The 15,183-nt window shown below is 70.5% G+C and carries 16 protein-coding genes; 9 read left to right on the top strand and 7 right to left on the bottom strand.

Features of this window, described 5'->3' with window-relative positions; all coding sequences use genetic code 11:
- Positions 1-138 precede the first annotated feature (138 nt).
- Both VIG76_RS10175 and VIG76_RS10170 read left to right on the top strand, forming a co-directional pair.
- Entirely contained in the window at positions 139-693 is a 555-nt protein-coding gene (locus tag VIG76_RS10175; RefSeq protein ID WP_331953760.1) for a hypothetical protein, read from the top strand.
- 5 nt (positions 694-698) lie between these two features.
- Positions 699-1,988, top strand: coding sequence for a YihY/virulence factor BrkB family protein (locus VIG76_RS10170; protein ID WP_331953758.1), 1,290 nt, complete (start codon positions 699-701; stop codon positions 1,986-1,988).
- A 35-nt stretch (positions 1,989-2,023) separates the two neighbouring features.
- On the opposite strand, the gene VIG76_RS10165 is transcribed toward VIG76_RS10170, so the two are convergent.
- From VIG76_RS10165 to dhaK, 4 genes are all read right to left on the bottom strand, one after another.
- A complete protein-coding gene (locus tag VIG76_RS10165; protein ID WP_331953756.1) occupies positions 2,024-2,209 on the bottom strand; it encodes a hypothetical protein in 186 nt (61 codons plus the stop codon).
- A gap of 189 nt (positions 2,210-2,398) precedes the next feature.
- Positions 2,399-3,070 (bottom strand): dihydroxyacetone kinase phosphoryl donor subunit DhaM, encoded by a 672-nt coding sequence (gene dhaM, locus VIG76_RS10160; protein ID WP_331953754.1) that lies wholly within the window; start codon positions 3,068-3,070, stop codon positions 2,399-2,401.
- Between the two features lie 3 nt (positions 3,071-3,073).
- Positions 3,074-3,709 carry a dihydroxyacetone kinase subunit DhaL gene (gene dhaL / locus VIG76_RS10155; protein WP_331953752.1) on the bottom strand — a complete coding sequence of 212 codons (636 nt, stop codon included), beginning with the start codon at positions 3,707-3,709 and terminating at the stop codon, positions 3,074-3,076.
- Between the two features lie 10 nt (positions 3,710-3,719).
- Complete coding sequence (gene dhaK, locus VIG76_RS10150; RefSeq protein WP_331953750.1) at positions 3,720-4,715, bottom strand: dihydroxyacetone kinase subunit DhaK; 996 nt, start codon at positions 4,713-4,715, stop codon at positions 3,720-3,722.
- Between the two features lie 200 nt (positions 4,716-4,915).
- Between dhaK and VIG76_RS10145 the strand changes: the two genes are divergently transcribed.
- Both VIG76_RS10145 and glpK read left to right on the top strand, forming a co-directional pair.
- The gene (locus VIG76_RS10145) at positions 4,916-5,674 is read left to right on the top strand and encodes an MIP/aquaporin family protein (RefSeq protein WP_331953749.1); all 759 of its coding nucleotides are present in this window, start codon (positions 4,916-4,918) and stop codon (positions 5,672-5,674) included.
- Between the two features lie 45 nt (positions 5,675-5,719).
- Complete coding sequence (gene glpK, locus VIG76_RS10140) at positions 5,720-7,234, top strand: glycerol kinase GlpK (RefSeq protein ID WP_331953748.1); 1,515 nt, start codon at positions 5,720-5,722, stop codon at positions 7,232-7,234.
- A gap of 57 nt (positions 7,235-7,291) precedes the next feature.
- On the opposite strand, the gene trpD is transcribed toward glpK, so the two are convergent.
- Positions 7,292-8,344: an anthranilate phosphoribosyltransferase gene (gene trpD, locus VIG76_RS10135; RefSeq protein WP_331953746.1), complete on the bottom strand. Its 1,053-nt coding sequence runs from the start codon at positions 8,342-8,344 to the stop codon at positions 7,292-7,294.
- A gap of 131 nt (positions 8,345-8,475) precedes the next feature.
- Between trpD and ctaE the strand changes: the two genes are divergently transcribed.
- The 5 genes from ctaE to VIG76_RS10110 are packed head-to-tail and all read left to right on the top strand — an operon-like array spanning position 8,476 to position 13,128.
- A complete protein-coding gene (gene ctaE, locus VIG76_RS10130; RefSeq protein WP_331953744.1) occupies positions 8,476-9,105 on the top strand; it encodes an aa3-type cytochrome oxidase subunit III in 630 nt (209 codons plus the stop codon).
- Positions 9,106-9,119: 14 nt separating this feature from the next.
- Complete coding sequence (gene qcrC, locus VIG76_RS10125; RefSeq protein WP_331953742.1) at positions 9,120-9,947, top strand: cytochrome bc1 complex diheme cytochrome c subunit; 828 nt, start codon at positions 9,120-9,122, stop codon at positions 9,945-9,947.
- A gap of 13 nt (positions 9,948-9,960) precedes the next feature.
- Positions 9,961-11,028, top strand: coding sequence for a cytochrome bc1 complex Rieske iron-sulfur subunit (gene qcrA, locus VIG76_RS10120; protein WP_331953740.1), 1,068 nt, complete (start codon positions 9,961-9,963; stop codon positions 11,026-11,028).
- Positions 11,012-12,643 (top strand): cytochrome bc1 complex cytochrome b subunit, encoded by a 1,632-nt coding sequence (gene qcrB, locus VIG76_RS10115; RefSeq protein WP_414640633.1) that lies wholly within the window; start codon positions 11,012-11,014, stop codon positions 12,641-12,643. The genes qcrA and qcrB overlap by 17 nt, the downstream gene beginning before the upstream one ends.
- Positions 12,643-13,128, top strand: a complete 486-nt coding sequence (locus tag VIG76_RS10110) for an NUDIX domain-containing protein (protein ID WP_331953738.1) — start codon at positions 12,643-12,645, stop codon at positions 13,126-13,128. Before qcrB ends, VIG76_RS10110 begins: the two co-directional genes overlap by 1 nt.
- Positions 13,129-13,280: 152 nt before the next feature.
- Here the strand turns inward: VIG76_RS10110 and ctaF are convergent, their stop codons facing one another.
- Complete coding sequence (gene ctaF / locus VIG76_RS10105) at positions 13,281-13,697, bottom strand: aa3-type cytochrome oxidase subunit IV (RefSeq protein WP_331953736.1); 417 nt, start codon at positions 13,695-13,697, stop codon at positions 13,281-13,283.
- A 4-nt stretch (positions 13,698-13,701) separates the two neighbouring features.
- Positions 13,702-15,183, bottom strand: a 1,482-nt coding sequence (ctaD, locus tag VIG76_RS10100; RefSeq protein ID WP_331953734.1) for an aa3-type cytochrome oxidase subunit I, incomplete at its 5' end; no start/stop codon positions are given.

Raw genomic sequence — 15,183 nt, 5'->3', positions numbered from 1 at the left:
GATCGCAGCGGGTGGGAGCCGCTGAGGAAGTCCGAGGATCGCCCGGCAGCATCCTGGACGTCCAGCGTCCCTCCGCTGTGCGGCTGGCACCATGGCTGCCGACCCGGACCGGGTCGACCGAAGGAAGGCTTCTCCCCCATGAAGAACAAGGTCCTGTTCGTCGCCGGTGTGGCGACCGGCTACGTCGTCGGCGCGCGCGCCGGCCGCTCCGCATACACCGCGCTCGCCGAGAAGGTGCGCACCGCCAGGAGCAGCGACGCCGTCCGGTCCGCCGTCGGCCGGGTCAAGGCGGTCGCGGAGGACAAGATCCCTGGCGTCACGTCCGCCGTCTCCACCGTCACGGAGACGACCGCGTCGATCGCCGAGGCCGCCGCGTCGGCGGCGGACCCCGAGGGCGACGCCGGCGACGGCTCGCAGACAGCCTCCACGGAGAGCAGCGCGCCGGAGTCCGACGCACCTGCGCAGAAGCCGGCCCCGAAGCGCAGCGGCCGCAGCAGGTCCTCGAGCCCGGTGTCCGCCGTCCCGGGGCCCGATGAGGCCGACGGCACCGGTCCCGAGTCCGCTGAGGAGGCCGCGAAGGTCTTCGAGGAGCAGCTGCCCGAGTCCGGTGGCGCGATCGACGACTCCGCGTCGAGCATCGCCACCGATGCCGGCGCCGCCGACGAGTCCGAGAACCCGACCGCGACCTCCTGATCCCGATGACCGAGATGATCTCGCCGAGCGGCGCGCCCCGCGACGGCGGCCGCACGCTGCTCGGCGCCTCCGCGCTGACCGCGGGCGTCGTCGGTGCGGTCGCGGCCGCGTCGGCCGCCGCCCGCCGCACCGGCGCCATCCCCCGCACCCCTGAGCAGCGGTGGCGCGAGGCGCACCCGCACGAGTCGGGGCAGCGCGGCGGCACCGGCACCGCCGAGCGCGCGGACGGCACCGGGAGCGCCGGTGGGCAGCCCCGCCCCGGCAAGGCGCCCTCGCCCGACGACCCTCGGAAGCCGAAGGGTCCCGAGGACCTGCACAAGCCGACCCTGCGCTACTCCCTCCGGAAGACGGGGCGGGAGTTCGGCAGCGACCAGTGCACCGACCTCGCGGCCGCCCTCGTCTACTACTCGGTGCTGGCGCTCGGCCCCGCGATCATCGCGATCGTCTCGATCCTCGGCCTGCTGAGCCCGGACACCATCGCCCAGCTCGATACGCAGGTGCTGCAGCCCGCATTGGCGAGCTCGCCCAGCACCTACTCCCTCATCCACGGGCTGCTCACCAACGCCAGCAAGGCGCCCAGCGCCGGCCTCGGGCTGATCATCGGCATCGTGGGCGCGCTCTGGTCCGCCTCGGGCTACGTGGGCGCCTTCGGACGGGCGATGAACCGGATCTACAGCATCCCTGAGGGCCGGCCCGTCTGGAAGCTGCGCCCGACGCAGCTGCTCGTGACGATCGCCGTTGTCGTGCTCGTCGTGCTCGGCGCGCTGATCCTCGTGTCCACCGGCCCGATCGTGCAGCAGATCGCCGGCCAGCTCGGCATCGGGGACGCGGCCTTCGTCGTCTTCTCGATCGTGAAGTGGCCGATCCTCATCGTCATCGCGATCGCCGCGATCGCGATCCTGTACTACTTCTCGCCGAACGTGCGGCAGCCGAAGTTCAGGTGGACGAGCATGGGGTCGATCTTCGCCCTCGTCGTGTGGGCGGTCGTCACCGTGCTGTTCGGTCTCTACCTCTCGTTCTCCGGCGGCGGCAGCTACTCGAAGACCTACGGCCCCATCGCCGGGATCATCATCTTCCTGCTGTGGCTCTGGATCACGAACCTCGCGCTGCTGTTCGGCGCGGAGTTCGACGCCGAGCTCGAGCGGAGCCGCGAGCTGCAGGGCGGCATCGCCGCGGAGGAGCAGATCCAGCTCCCGATGCGCGACACCCGGGGCAGCGACAAGAAGGAGCAGAAGCACGAGGAGGACGTGCAGAAGGGCCGCGAGCTGCGACAGTCCCGCGGCACGAAGGCCTGAACCGATTCATGCCCGACCGGGCATGAATCGGCGCGTCAGCGCTGCAGCTGCATCGGGGCAGCGAGCCTCGGCGCGGCGAGCGGCCTCGCCGGCACCGGCCGGACGACGTCCGCGTCCTCCCGCCTCCGGCGCACGAGCGGCCCGACGGTCAGCGCGAGGGCCAGGGAGGCCACGCACCAGGCGGTGATACCGGCCAGGATCCAGACGAGCGACTCGAGCATGTCCGAATCGTGACATCCGCTCGGGTCCCGGACCGGTAACCGCTCGGCGTGCCGCGCGCACCGATCGCGACCGCGCCGCCGACGCGCGCACCTCGTCGCGCCGTTCCGGAGAAATCACGCGACGCGCCGCATCCGTCGTCGAGATCGCGGCGTGTCGCGCAGGAACTCCGGAACGGCGCGATGGGGAGGTCAGCCCGGCGTCGACTCGAGCAGCTCGCGGACGGCGTCGACCGCGTCGGCGGCGTCCGGTCCCACGGCCTCGATCCGCACCCGGTCGCCCTGCCGGAGCCCGAGCGCGAGGATCCCGAGCAGGCTCCGCGCGTCCTTGCCGTTCACCTGGACCCGCGCGACGAACCGGCCGGCGAGCTTCACCAGCTCGGCAGCGGGCCGGGCGTGCAGCCCCTCCGGATCCGTGAGCACGACCTCCGCGAACGCCGTCCCGGACGCCGGCTCGGATGCGCGCCCTGCCTCCTCCGCAGGCGTCCCTGCTGCCGTCCGGGCTGCGGCCGCCACCGCCGTGAGGTCACCGCCGCCCTCCGCGGCCACCGCGGCCGCGACACCGCCCTCGACGAGCGGCACGTCGAGCACGAGCACCCCGCCCGCCGGCGGCGGATCGAGCAGCTCGACAGCGGTCTCGGCCGTCATGATCGCCGAGCCGAGGTCACCGATGACGAGCACGCCCTGCCCGCCGTCGGCCCGGCCGATCGCGCCCTCGACCTTCTCGTAGCTGGTGCCGATCCCGCCCTCGTCCGTGCCGCCCGCCGCCTCCAGCGCGACCGACGGCGCCATCTGCGCGGCGAGCTCAACGAGGCCCGCCGCGATCCGCTCGCTGTGGGAGACGAAGACGATCCCGACGGCCACGCCTCAGCCCGCCGCGGCGTCTGCGGCGGCCCGGAGCTGGAGCGCCGACGACACCGCGCCGGGGTCCCGGTGACCGATCGCGCGCTCGCCGAGGTAGCTCGCCCGGCCCTTGTGGGCGATGAGCGGATCGGTCGAGACGGCGCCCCGCTCGGCTGCTTCGGCGGCCGCGGCCAGCACCGCCGCGGGCTCCTCCCCCGCTTCCGCAGCCGCCGAGGCGGCGTCGACCGCGGGCGTCCACGCGTCGATCATCGTCTTGTCGCCGACGGCCGCCTTGCCCCGCAGCACGACACCGTCCCTCGCGGCGGTGAGCAGCGCGGCGATCCCTGCCGAGTCCACCTCGGCGGTGTCGCCGAGCACGCCGGCCGCCTTGAGGTACGCGGTGCCGAGCAGCGGCCCGGAGGCCCCGCCGACGGTCGAGATGAGCGTGGTCGCCACGACCTTGAGCACGCCGCCGGGTGTCCCGGGCGCGCCGGCGTCGAGCTTCGCGACGACGGCGCGGAACCCGCGGTCGAGGTTCTCGCCGTGGTCCCCGTCACCGATCTCCCGGTCGAGCCCGGACAGCTCGGCGCGGTGCTCCGCGACCGCCGCGGCGCTGCCGCGCACCCAGGCGATCGCCCACTCGGTCGTCAACGCCGCCATGATCGTCCTCTCACCGGCCCCAGCGCAGCGCCGCGGTCTGCACCGGCGCGTCCCAGAGGGCCTTCATCTCGTCGTCCAGCTTCAGCAGGGTGATGGAGCACCCGGCCATGTCCAGGCTCGTGACGTAGCTGCCGACGAGTGTCCGCGCGATGTGGAGGTTGCGGTCGCCGAGCAGGTTCGCCGCGGCGTCGAACACGATGTAGAGCTCGACGAGCGGGGTCGCCCCCATCCCGTTGACGAACAGCAGCACGTCGTCGGTCGAGGTGAACGGCAGGTCGTCGAGGATCGGCTCGAGCAGGCGCCGCACGATGCCGTCGACGGGCTCCCACTCGATCCGCTCGCGTCCGGGCTCGCCGTGGATGCCGATGCCGATCTCGATCTCGTGGTCGGAGATGTCGAAGCTCGGGGTGCCGGCGTGCGGGACGACCGGGGCGGTGAGCGCGACGCCCATCGACCGGACGTTCTCGTTGACCCGCCGGGCGATCGCCGCGACCGATGCCAGGTCGTCGCCGCGCTCGGCGGCCGCCCCCGCGATCTTCTCGACCAGCACCGTGCCGGCGACGCCGCGTCGCCCCGCCGTGTACAGCGAGTCCTTCACCGCGACGTCGTCGTTCACGACGACGGTCTCGACGGTGAGGTCCTCCGCGGCCGCGAGGTCGGCGGCGGTCTCGAAGTTCAGCACGTCGCCCGTGTAGTTCTTCACGATGTGCAGCACCCCGGCGCCGCCGTCGACGGCCTTCGTCGCCTCGAGGATCGGGTCGGGAGTCGGCGAGGTGAACACCGGGCCGGGAACGGCGGCGTCGAGCATGCCGTAGCCGACGAATCCGCCGTGCAGCGGCTCGTGGCCGGAGCCGCCGCCGGAGACGATGCCGACCTTGCCCGAGACGGGCGCGTCGGCGCGGAGGATCACCTCCCCCTGGACCCTCAGGAGCCCGGGGTGGGCCTGAGCGACCCCGGAGAGGGCGTCCTGCAGGACGGTCTGCGGATCGCGGATGAGCTTCTTCATCGAATGCCTCCAACGCGCGGCGGACGCCGCATCGGGGCCAATCTACGACTCGCGGGCGTGCCCCGGCAGGGCGGATCCCGCGGGCTGCATGAACGACGGAATGCGCCCGGGACGGCGCTTGCCGCCCGGAGTATGGTGACGAACGGAGGGCGGGTCGACGGGGCTCCGCCTGATATTCCGGACTCGAGGAAGAGGCACACGTGACCGCGTCTGTTGGTGTCCAGTTTCTATCCGAGCTCGTCGGGACGGCGATGCTGCTCCTGCTGGGTGGGGGCGTGGTGGCGACCGCGATCCTGACCAAGAGCAAGGGCCTCGGCGGCGGCTGGCTGCTGATCAACTTCGGCTGGGGCCTCGCGGTCTTCGCCGGTGTGACGGTGTCGTACGCCTCTGGCGCGAACATCAACCCGGCGGTGACGGTCGGGCTGCTCGCGGCCGGCAAGTTCACCCAGGGCTTCGGCGTGGCCCTGCTGTACATCCTCGCTCAGCTCATCGGGGCCATGATCGGCGCCCTGCTCGTCTGGCTGGCCTTCAAGAAGCACTTCGACGAGGAGGTGGACCCGGGCACCATCCTCGGCGTCTTCTCCACGGGACCGGCCATCCGCTCCTACTTCTGGAACTTCGTCACCGAGGTCATCGGCACCTTCGTCCTGGTGTTCGTCGTCATCGGTTTCGGCCATGCGGGCGATCCGGCGACGAAGACCCCGGCCGGCCTCGCCGCCCTCGGCGCGCTGCCGGTGGCCCTGCTCGTCGTCGGCATCGGCGCCTCGCTCGGTGGCCCCACCGGGTATGCGATCAACCCGGCCCGTGACCTCGGGCCGCGGATCATGCACGCGGTCCTGCCGATCCCCAGCAAGGGCACGAGCGACTGGTCCTACGCCTGGGTGCCGATCGCCGGCCCGCTGGTGGGCGGTCTGCTCGCCGGCTGGCTGTCACTGGTCCTGCTGCCGGTGCTCCAGTAGCCCCCACCCCGAACCCACACCCACAACGGAACGAAGGAGTACCACGTGGCCGACTACGTCCTCGCCATCGACCAAGGCACCACATCCACCCGCGCGATGGTCTTCGACCACTCGGGCAAGGTCGTCTCGACCGGCCAGCTCGAGCACGAGCAGATCTTCCCGAGGGCCGGATGGGTCGAGCACGACCCCGAGGAGATCTGGCGCAACACCCGCGAGGTGATCGGCCAGGCCCTGTCCCGGGCGGACATCACCCGGCACGACATCGCCGCGGTCGGCATCACCAACCAGCGCGAGACGACCGTCGTCTGGGAGAAGGCGACCGGCAAGCCCGTCTACAACGCGATCGTCTGGCAGGACACGCGCACGCAGTCCATCGTCGACCGCTTCGCGGCGGACGGCGGCGTCGAGCGGTTCAAGCAGAAGGTCGGCCTGCCGCTGTCGACGTACTTCGCCGGGACGAAGATCGTCTGGATCCTCGAGAACGTCGACGGCGCGCGCGAGAAAGCCGAGGCCGGGGAGCTGCTCTTCGGCACGACCGACTCCTGGGTGCTCTGGAACCTGACCGGCGGCGTGGACGGCGGCGTGCACGTCACCGACGTCACGAACGCCTCGCGCACCCTGTTCATGGACCTCGCGACCTGCGCCTGGGACGACGAGATCCTCGGCATCCTCGGCATCCCGAGGTCGATGCTCCCCGAGATCAAGAGCTCGTCCGAGGTGTACGGGCAGGTGGAGTCCTCCAGCCTGCTCCGCGAGGTGCCGATCGCCGGCATCCTCGGCGACCAGCAGGCCGCGACCTTCGGGCAGGTGGCGTTCGAGCCCGGTGAGGCGAAGAACACCTACGGCACGGGCAACTTCCTGATCTTCCCGACCGGCACCGAGATCGTGCACAGCACCAACGGGCTGCTCACGACGATGGCCTACCGGCTGGGCGACGGGGAGCCGCACTACGCGCTCGAGGGGTCGATCGCCGTCACCGGGTCGCTGATCCAGTGGCTGCGCGACAACATCGGCCTCATCGGCTCCGCGCCCGAGGTCGAGACGCTCGCCAAGACGGTCGAGGACAACGGTGGCGCGTACTTCGTGCCGGCGTTCTCCGGCCTCTTCGCCCCGTACTGGCGCTCGGACGCCCGCGGCGCGCTCGTGGGCCTCACCCGCTACGTCAACAAGGGCCACATCGCCCGCGCGGCGCTCGAGGCCACGGCCTTCCAGACCAAGGAGGTCCTGGACGCGGTCAACGCGGACACGGGCAAGCCCTTCACGGAGCTGAAGGTGGACGGCGGCATGGTGCAGAACGACACGCTCATGCAGTTCCAGGCCGACATCCTCGACATCCCGGTCGTCCGGCCGCAGGTCGCTGAGACCACCGCGCTCGGCGCCGCGTACGCGGCGGGTCTCGCCGTCGGGTTCTGGAAGGACTTCGACGACCTGCGCAAGAACTGGCAGGAGGACAAGCGGTGGGAGCCCTCGATGGACTCGGCCGAGCGCGACCGCCAGTACCGCAACTGGAAGAAGGCCGTCACGAAGACCTTCGACTGGCTGGACGAGGACGTCAGCTGACGCGATCCCGTCCGCAAGGGCGTCGCTCCCCGGAAGGAGCGGCGCCCTTCGTCGTCGTCAGGCGGTCGTCGACCGGGTCCAGGCCTCGAGCTTCGCGGCCGCCGCGCCGGAGTCGACCACGTCGACAGCCGTGGCAAGCCGCTCCCGCAGCCGCCGCGCCATCGGGCGCTCGGCCTGACCCGAGTCCTGCAGCAGGTCCCAGGCGACGAGGCCGGCAGCCGCGTTCAGCAGCACGAAGTCCCGGACGGGTCCACCGTCGCCGGCGAGCACGCTGCGCACCGTGGCGGCGTTCTGCTCGGGCGAGCCGCCGGTCAGGTGCTCGATGCGGGAGACCGCGAGCCCCACGTCCGACGGATGCACGTCGTGCTGGGTGACGGCGCCGGCCGACACCTCCCAGATGTGGCTGTGGCCGGTGGTCGAGAGCTCGTCGAGGCCGTCGTCGCCGCGGACGACGAGCGCGGTCGCGCCGCGGGTCTGCAGCACCCCGGTCACGAGCGGCACCACGGCGGGCCTGGCCACCCCGATGACGTTCGCGTCGGGCCGCGCGGGGTTGCAGAGCGGTCCGAGGAAGTTGAACACCGTCGGCACGCCGAGCGCGCTGCGCGCCTCGGCCGCGTGCCGGAACCCCGGATGCACGGCGGAGGCGAAGACGAAGGTGATGCCGACCTCGTCGAGCACCCGCGCGACGTCCTCGGGTCCGAGGTCGATGCGCACGCCGAGCGCGGACAGCACGTCGCTCGCTCCGGAGGCCGAGCTCGCGGCGCGGTTCCCGTGCTTCACCACGGGCACGCCCGCAGCAGCGACGATCACCGCGGCGGTCGTCGACACGTTGACCGTGCGGAACCCGTCCCCGCCGGTGCCGACGATGTCGAGAGCGTTCGGCCCGACCGGCAGGGGCACCGCATGGGCGAGCACGGCGTCCCGGAAGCCGACGATCTCGTCGACCGTCTCCCCCTTCGCGCGGAGGGCGACGAGGAACCCGGCGAGGGTCGCGGCGGGCGCCTCGCCGGCCATCACGCGCTCCATCGCCCAGGTCGCCTCGGCGACGCGGAGATCCTGCCCGTCGAGCAGGGCGGACAGCAGTCGGGCCCACTCGGCGGCATCCGTCACGGCCCCAATCGTAACGATCCGGCCCTCCTCGCCGTCGCGCCCCCGTTCCGCGCCCCCACGCGCCCCCAAATCCCTCGAGACAACCGACCCGCCGTCAGGTGGCACGGCCGCCGAGCGGCCATAATGGATCCGTGAGCAGTGCGTCAGTGCTTCAGTCCACGAACGCGCCCGTGGTGAACCGGCCGAACTCGATCGCCGTCGGCACCATCGTGTGGCTCGGCAGCGAGGTGATGTTCTTCGCGGGCCTCTTCGCGATCTACTTCACGCTCCGGACGTCGCTGCCGGATCTCTGGGCATCGAGCACCCAGCACCTCGACGTGCCGTACGCGCTCGGGAACACGATCATCCTGGTGGCGAGCTCCTTCACGTGTCAGTTCGGCGTCTTCGCCGCCGAGCGCCTGCAGTCGAGGGCGACGGGCTGGCGGCCGTCCGAGTGGGGCATGGTCGAGTGGTTCTTCCTCACCTACGCCATGGGCGCCGTGTTCGTCACCGGCCAGGTGTTCGAGTACGCGAACCTCGTGAGCGAGGGCATCATGCTCTCCTCCTCCGCGTACGGCTCGGCCTTCTACCTGACGACCGGCTTCCACGCGCTGCACGTGACCGGCGGTCTGCTGGCGTTCCTGCTGACGATCGGCCGTGCCTTCGCCGTCAAGAACTTCGGCCATCGAGAGGCGACGACCGCGATCGTCGTCTCCTACTACTGGCACTTCGTGGACGTGGTGTGGATCGGCCTGTTCCTCGTCATCTACGTGCTGAAGTGATCGTGAGGACACCTGTGATTCGAACCCGCCGCGCCGCCGCGTCGCCCGCGCCCGCCCGAGCCCGCCGCACCGGCCGTCGCTCCCCGATCGCCTCCGTCGCGCTCGTCGCCGTCGGACTGCTGCTCACGGGCGGCGCCTACACGCTCTTCACCGCGTCCTCCGGGGCCTCCGCGGCGATCGACCTGAACAGCGCGCAGACGATCGCGGAGGGCAAGAAGCTCTTCCAGGCCAACTGCGCCACCTGCCACGGCCTCGCGCTGCAGGGCACCGCCGCCGGTCCGTCGCTCGTCGGCGTCGGCGCCGCCGCCGTCGACTTCCAGGTCGGCACCGGCCGCATGCCCCTCGCACAGGACGCGCCGCAGGCCGAGCAGAAGCCGCCGGTGTTCACCGACACCCAGACGAAGCAGCTCGCCGCCTACGTCGCGTCCGTCGCTCCCGGGCCGGGCATCCCCGAGTCGAAGTACCTGCAGGCGGACGGCAACGCGACCCGCGGCGCCGAGCTCTTCCGAATCAACTGCGCCATGTGCCACAACGTCGCCGGCGCCGGCGGCGCGCTCACCGAGGGCAAGTACGCGCCCAACCTGCACGACGTGTCGCCGACCCACATCTACGAGGCCATGCTCACCGGCCCGCAGAACATGCCGGTCTTCAACGACGACAACCTCTCGCCGCAGGACAAGGCCGACATCATCACGGCCCTGAAGCAGACCCAGCAGAACGAGAACGTCGGCGGCTTCGCACTCGGCAGCCTCGGACCGGTCGCGGAGGGCCTCTTCCTCTGGATCTTCGGCCTCGGCGCGATCGTGGCCTTCACCGTCTGGCTGACGGCCAAGGCGAACTAGGGGAACGGGAACCATGGCGAACGACGAGACCAGCACCGAGGTCGTCAGGACCGGCCGCGCGACCGCGAGCAGCGGCACCGCGGTCGAGCGCTCCGACGCCTTCGTGAACCCGGGCATGCCCCCGCACCGCCCGCGGGTCACCGACACCGACCCACGTAAGGCGAAGCGCGCCGAGCGCACGATCGTCGCGCTCTTCTACCTGTCGATCGTGGGCGCCGTCTTCGCGATGGCGGCGTACTTCGCCTTCCCGATCCAGGCGAACGACCTCGGCTCGGTGCGGCTGAACAACCTGTTCCTCGGGCTCGGCCTGTCCCTGGCGCTCCTCGCCATCGGCGTCGGAGCGGTGCACTGGGGCAAGGTGCTCATGGCCGACCACGAGGGCGTCGACATCCGGCACCCCATCCGCGGTGACGAGAAGACCCGTGCCCGTGCGGTCGAGATCTTCGACCTCGCGAACGAGGAGTCCGGCTTCGGCCGGCGCACCCTCATCCGCAACTCGATGATCGCGGCGATCGCCGTGCTCCCCTTCCCCGCGATCTTCCTGTTCCGCGACCTGGCGCCCGCATCGGGCACGCCCGCCGAGGCCTACTCGCACACGCTCTGGAAGCACGGCACCCGGCTCACCAAGGACCCGTCCGGCGTGCCGATCAAGGCGGCCGACGTCACGATGGGGTCGATCTTCCACGTGATCCCCGAGGGGCTGAACGAGTCACCCGACGCCCTCGAGGAGAAGGCGAAGGCGGCGGTGATCCTCGTCCGCATGAACCCCGCGGACCTGCACCCGTCGCCCAACCGCGAGTCCTGGGCGTATGACGGCATCGTCGCCTACTCGAAGATCTGCACCCACGTCGGCTGCCCGGTGGCGCTCTACGAGCAGCAGACGCACCACCTGCTGTGCCCGTGCCACCAGTCGCAGTTCGATCTCACGCACCAGGCCGAGGTCATCTTCGGTCCGGCCAAGCGCCCGCTGCCGCAGCTGCCGATCGCGGTGGACAGCGAGGGCTACCTGGTCGCTCAGAGCGACTTCCACGAACCAGTCGGACCGAGCTTTTGGGAGCGTCGCGGTGACTACAACGTCTGAACCACTCGCCTACGACCGGACGGAGCCGGCGGACGCCCGCCGCTCCTCCGGGGGCATCACGGGCTGGGCGTCGAACTACCTCGACGAGCGCACCGGGATCTCCTACGTCGTCCGCGAGTTCGGCCGCAAGATCTTCCCGGACCACTGGTCCTTCATGCTCGGCGAGGTCGCCCTCTACAGCTTCGTGATCATCCTGCTGTCGGGCTCCTTCCTCACCTTCTTCTTCCAGGCGTCGATGGCGGATGTCGTCTACAACGGCAGCTACGTGCCGCTGAAGGGCCTGCAGATGTCAGCGGCGATGCAGTCGACGCTGAACATCTCGTTCGAGGTGCGCGGCGGCCTGCTCATGCGGCAGGTGCACCACTGGGCGGCGCTGCTGTTCGTGGCCTCGATCGGCCTGCACATGCTCCGCATCTTCTTCACCGGTGCGTTCCGGAAGCCGCGCGAGATCAACTGGCTCATCGGCTTCGTGCTCTTCGTGCTCGCGATGGCGGAGGGCTTCACCGGCTACTCGCTCCCCGACGACCTGCTGTCCGGCAACGGCCTGCGGATCATCGCCGGCATGGTGCAGGGCATCCCGTTCATCGGCAGCTGGATCGAGTGGTTCGTCTTCGGCGGCCAGTTCCCCGGCACGGCGATCGTCGGCCGCCTCTACACGCTGCACATCCTGCTGCTGCCTGCCGCGGTGCTCGCCCTGATCGGCCTGCACCTCGTGTTCGTGGTGGTGCACAAGCACACGCAGTTCGCCGGGCCCGGCCGGACCAACGACAACGTGATCGGCTACCCGATCCTCCCCGTCTACGCGGCGAAGGCCGGTGGGTTCTTCTTCATCGTGTTCGGCGTCGTCATGCTGATGGCGACGTTCTTCGCGATCAACCCGATCTGGACGTACGGCCCCTACGACCCCTCCCCCGTCTCCGCCGGCACCCAGCCGGACTGGTACATCGGCTTCGCCGACGGCGCCCTGCGGCTCATCCCGCACGGCTGGGAGTTCGTGCTGTTCAACACGACCTACTCGCTGAACATCCTGGTTCCGGTGGTCGGGCTCGGTGCCTTCCTCGCCGTGGTCGCGGCGTACCCGTTCCTCGAGGCCTGGGTCACGGGCGACCGGCGTGAGCACCACATCTCCGACCGGCCGCGGAACATGCCGACCCGCACCGCCATCGGTGCGGCCGGTGTGACCTTCTACGCGACCCTCTGGGCGGCAGCGAGCTCCGACCTCATCGCGACGCACTTCAGGGAGTCGATCGAGGGCGTGATCACGACGATGCAGTTCGCGCTGATCCTCGGTCCGTTCATCGCCTACTTCGTCACCAAGCGGGTCTGCCTCGCGCTGCAGAAGAAGGACCGCTCGATCGCGCTGCACGGCTTCGAGTCGGGCCGCATCGTCCGGCTGCCGGGCGGCGAGTACATCGAGGTGCACGAGCAGGTCGACGACTTCGAGCGGTGGAGGCTTGTGAGCTTCAACGACTACGAGCCGCTGATGGTCCGCCCGAACGCCTCGGGTCGCATCCCGCCGCAGGAGCGGGTGCGGGCGGTGCTGAGCCGCTGGTTCTTCGAGGACCGCATCGAGCCGGTCACGCGGACCGACGTGGAGCTCTCCTCGCACCACTGATGTCCACCGCACCGAGAACGCCCGCGCTGCAGAGCGCGGGCGTTCTCGTGTTCCGGCGGCTCGGCGGCCTGGAGCTGCTCCTCGGCCACATGGGCGGTCCGTTCTGGGCACGGAAGCAGGATGGCGCCTGGTCGGTCCCGAAGGGTCTTCTCGAGCCCGGGGAGGATGCGATGACGGCTGCCCGGCGGGAGTTCACCGAGGAGACGGGTCTGCCGCTGCCGGAGGGCGCACTGCTCCCGCTCGGCGACGTACGCACCGCTGCCGGCAAGACCGTCACGGTCTGGGCGCTGGAAGCCGACCCCGAGGTGGACGCCTTCTCCCCCGGCACCTTCCCGCTGGAGTGGCCGCCGCGCTCCGGACGGACCATCCAGGTCCCGGAGATCGACGTGCTCCGGTGGGTGGCCGCCGATGAGGCGGTGGCGCTGCTCACGACCGCTCAGCGCCCCCTCGTGGCCCGGCTCAGCGCGATGCTCGGCGCCGACTGAGCGCGCCCCTCAGCACCACCCGTGGCCGCGCCCCCGGCCGGCGGGCGACTCCGGGCATCCGATGACGCCCAGAAGTGCCCGAAGCGGCCCGGCGCGCCGGCACGAACGACGACACCGCCCGGCCCAGGAGGCGTCGTGGATGAGCGGTGGGCTCAGCGGGCGAAGTAGCCCCGGTAGTACTCGTAGACCCAGCCCGTGATCGCGACGATGAACAGGGCGAGGCCGATGGCCCCGATCCAGAGCCCGACGGCGATGCCGAGGAAGCCCAGCGCGGCGGCTGTGGCGAGCAGCAGCGGCCACCAGCTGTACGGGCTGAAGAAGCCCATCTCCGGGTCGCCGTCGTCCACGCTGGCGTCGAGCCGGTCCTCGGGCAGATCCCCGCCCTGCGACCGGTACGAGCGGCTCAGGTAGAAGGCGATGAACACCGCCATGATCGTCACGAGCCCGAGGCCGACGGTGCCGACCCACTCCGGCTCGCCGTAGACGATCAGCGCCCAGATCGTGTAGGTCGCCAGCGCCAGGAAGAAGAACCCGGCGAGGATCCAGAAGACGTTGATGCTGGCGCGCATGGCCCTATCGCACCTCTCCGTGAGCGACGTCGTACGTCGGCGCGTCGGGCGCGTCCTTCGCCGGCCCGATGCCGAACGGGATGCCGGCCTCCGGGTGGTTCAGGTCGAACGCGGGCGACTCCGAGCGGATCCGCGGGATGGACGTGAAGTTGTGCCGCGGCGGCGGGCAGGAGGTCGCCCACTCCAGGCTCCGCGAGAAGCCCCACGGGTCGTTCACGGTGACCTTCGGCGCCCGGCGGCTGGTGGTCCACACGTTGTAGAGGAACGGGAGCATCGAGAGCGCCAGGATCGCGGCCCCGATCGACGACACCTGGTTCATGGTCGTGTACCCGTCACCCGGCTGGTACGTCGCGTAGCGACGGGGCATGCCGAGCACGCCGAGCCAGTGCTGGATCAGGAACGTCGTGTGGAACCCGATGAACAGCAGCCAGAAGTGCAGCTTGCCCAGCCGCTCGTTCAGCATCGTGCCGGTCCACTTCGGCCACCAGAAGTAGAAGCCCGCGAACATCGCGAACACCACGGTGCCGAACACCACGTAGTGGAAGTGCGCGACGACGAAGTACGAGTCCGACAGGTGGAAGTCGAGCGGCGGCGACGCCAGGATGACGCCCGTGAGCCCACCGAAGATGAACGTGATCAGGAAGCCGAGCGACCAGAGCATCGGGGTCTCGAAGGTCACGGACCCGCGCCACATGGTGAAGGTCCAGTTGAAGATCTTCACGCCCGTCGGCACCGCGATGAGCATCGTGGTCAGCGCGAAGAACGGCAGCAGCACGGACCCGGTGACGTACATGTGGTGCGCCCACACCGCCACCGAGAGTGCCGCGATCGAGATCGTCGCGTAGATGATCGTCTTGTACCCGAAGAGCGGCTTCCGGCTGAAGACCGGCATGATCTCCGAGATGATGCCGAAGAACGGCAAGGCGATGATGTAGACCTCGGGGTGGCCGAAGAACCAGAACAGGTGCTGCCAGAGGATCGACCCGGCGCTCGCCGAGTTGAAGACGTGGGCGCCCAGCTGCCGGTCGGCGCCGAGCGCGAGCAGCGCCGCGGCGAGGATCGGGAACGCCATCACGACCAGAAGGGACGTGATGAGCGCGTTCCAGCTGAAGATCGGCATCCGGAACATGGTCATGCCCGGCGCCCGCATGGTGATGATCGTCGTGATGAAGTTCACGGCGCCGAGGATCGTGCCGAAGCCGGAGAGCGCCAAGCCGAACACCCACAGCGTGCTGCCCAGGTTCGGGGAGAACGTCGCCTCGGACAGGGGCGCGTAGGCGGTCCATCCGAAGCTCGCCGCGCCACCGGGGACCAGCTCGCCAGACACGGCGATGAAGCTGCCGATGAAGTAGAGCCAGTACGCGAAGGCGTTCAGCCGCGGGAACGCGACATCCGGAGCACCGATCTGCAGCGGCATCAGCACGTTCGTGAACCCCGCGAACAGCGGCGTCGCGAACATCAGCAGCATGATCGTGCCGTGCATCGT

The organism is Amnibacterium sp., from assembly GCF_036559085.1.
GTDB lineage: Bacteria > Actinomycetota > Actinomycetes > Actinomycetales > Microbacteriaceae > Amnibacterium.
This window is presented reverse-complemented; position numbering and strand designations above follow the sequence as displayed.

Excerpts from the sequence above, each read along its gene's own strand:
- VIG76_RS10175 (WP_331953760.1), top strand. The coding sequence starts at position 139 with ATGAAGAACAAGGTCCTGTTCGTCGCCGGTGTGGCGACCGGCTACGTC.
- VIG76_RS10170 (WP_331953758.1), top strand. The coding sequence starts at position 699 with ATGACCGAGATGATCTCGCCGAGCGGCGCGCCCCGCGACGGCGGCCGC.
- VIG76_RS10165 (WP_331953756.1), bottom strand. The coding sequence starts at position 2,209 with ATGCTCGAGTCGCTCGTCTGGATCCTGGCCGGTATCACCGCCTGGTGC.
- dhaL (WP_331953752.1), bottom strand. The coding sequence starts at position 3,709 with ATGGCGGCGTTGACGACCGAGTGGGCGATCGCCTGGGTGCGCGGCAGC.
- dhaK (WP_331953750.1), bottom strand. The coding sequence starts at position 4,715 with ATGAAGAAGCTCATCCGCGATCCGCAGACCGTCCTGCAGGACGCCCTC.
- qcrA (WP_331953740.1), top strand. The coding sequence starts at position 9,961 with ATGGCGAACGACGAGACCAGCACCGAGGTCGTCAGGACCGGCCGCGCG.
- VIG76_RS10110 (WP_331953738.1), top strand. The coding sequence starts at position 12,643 with ATGTCCACCGCACCGAGAACGCCCGCGCTGCAGAGCGCGGGCGTTCTC.
- ctaF (WP_331953736.1), bottom strand. The coding sequence starts at position 13,697 with ATGCGCGCCAGCATCAACGTCTTCTGGATCCTCGCCGGGTTCTTCTTC.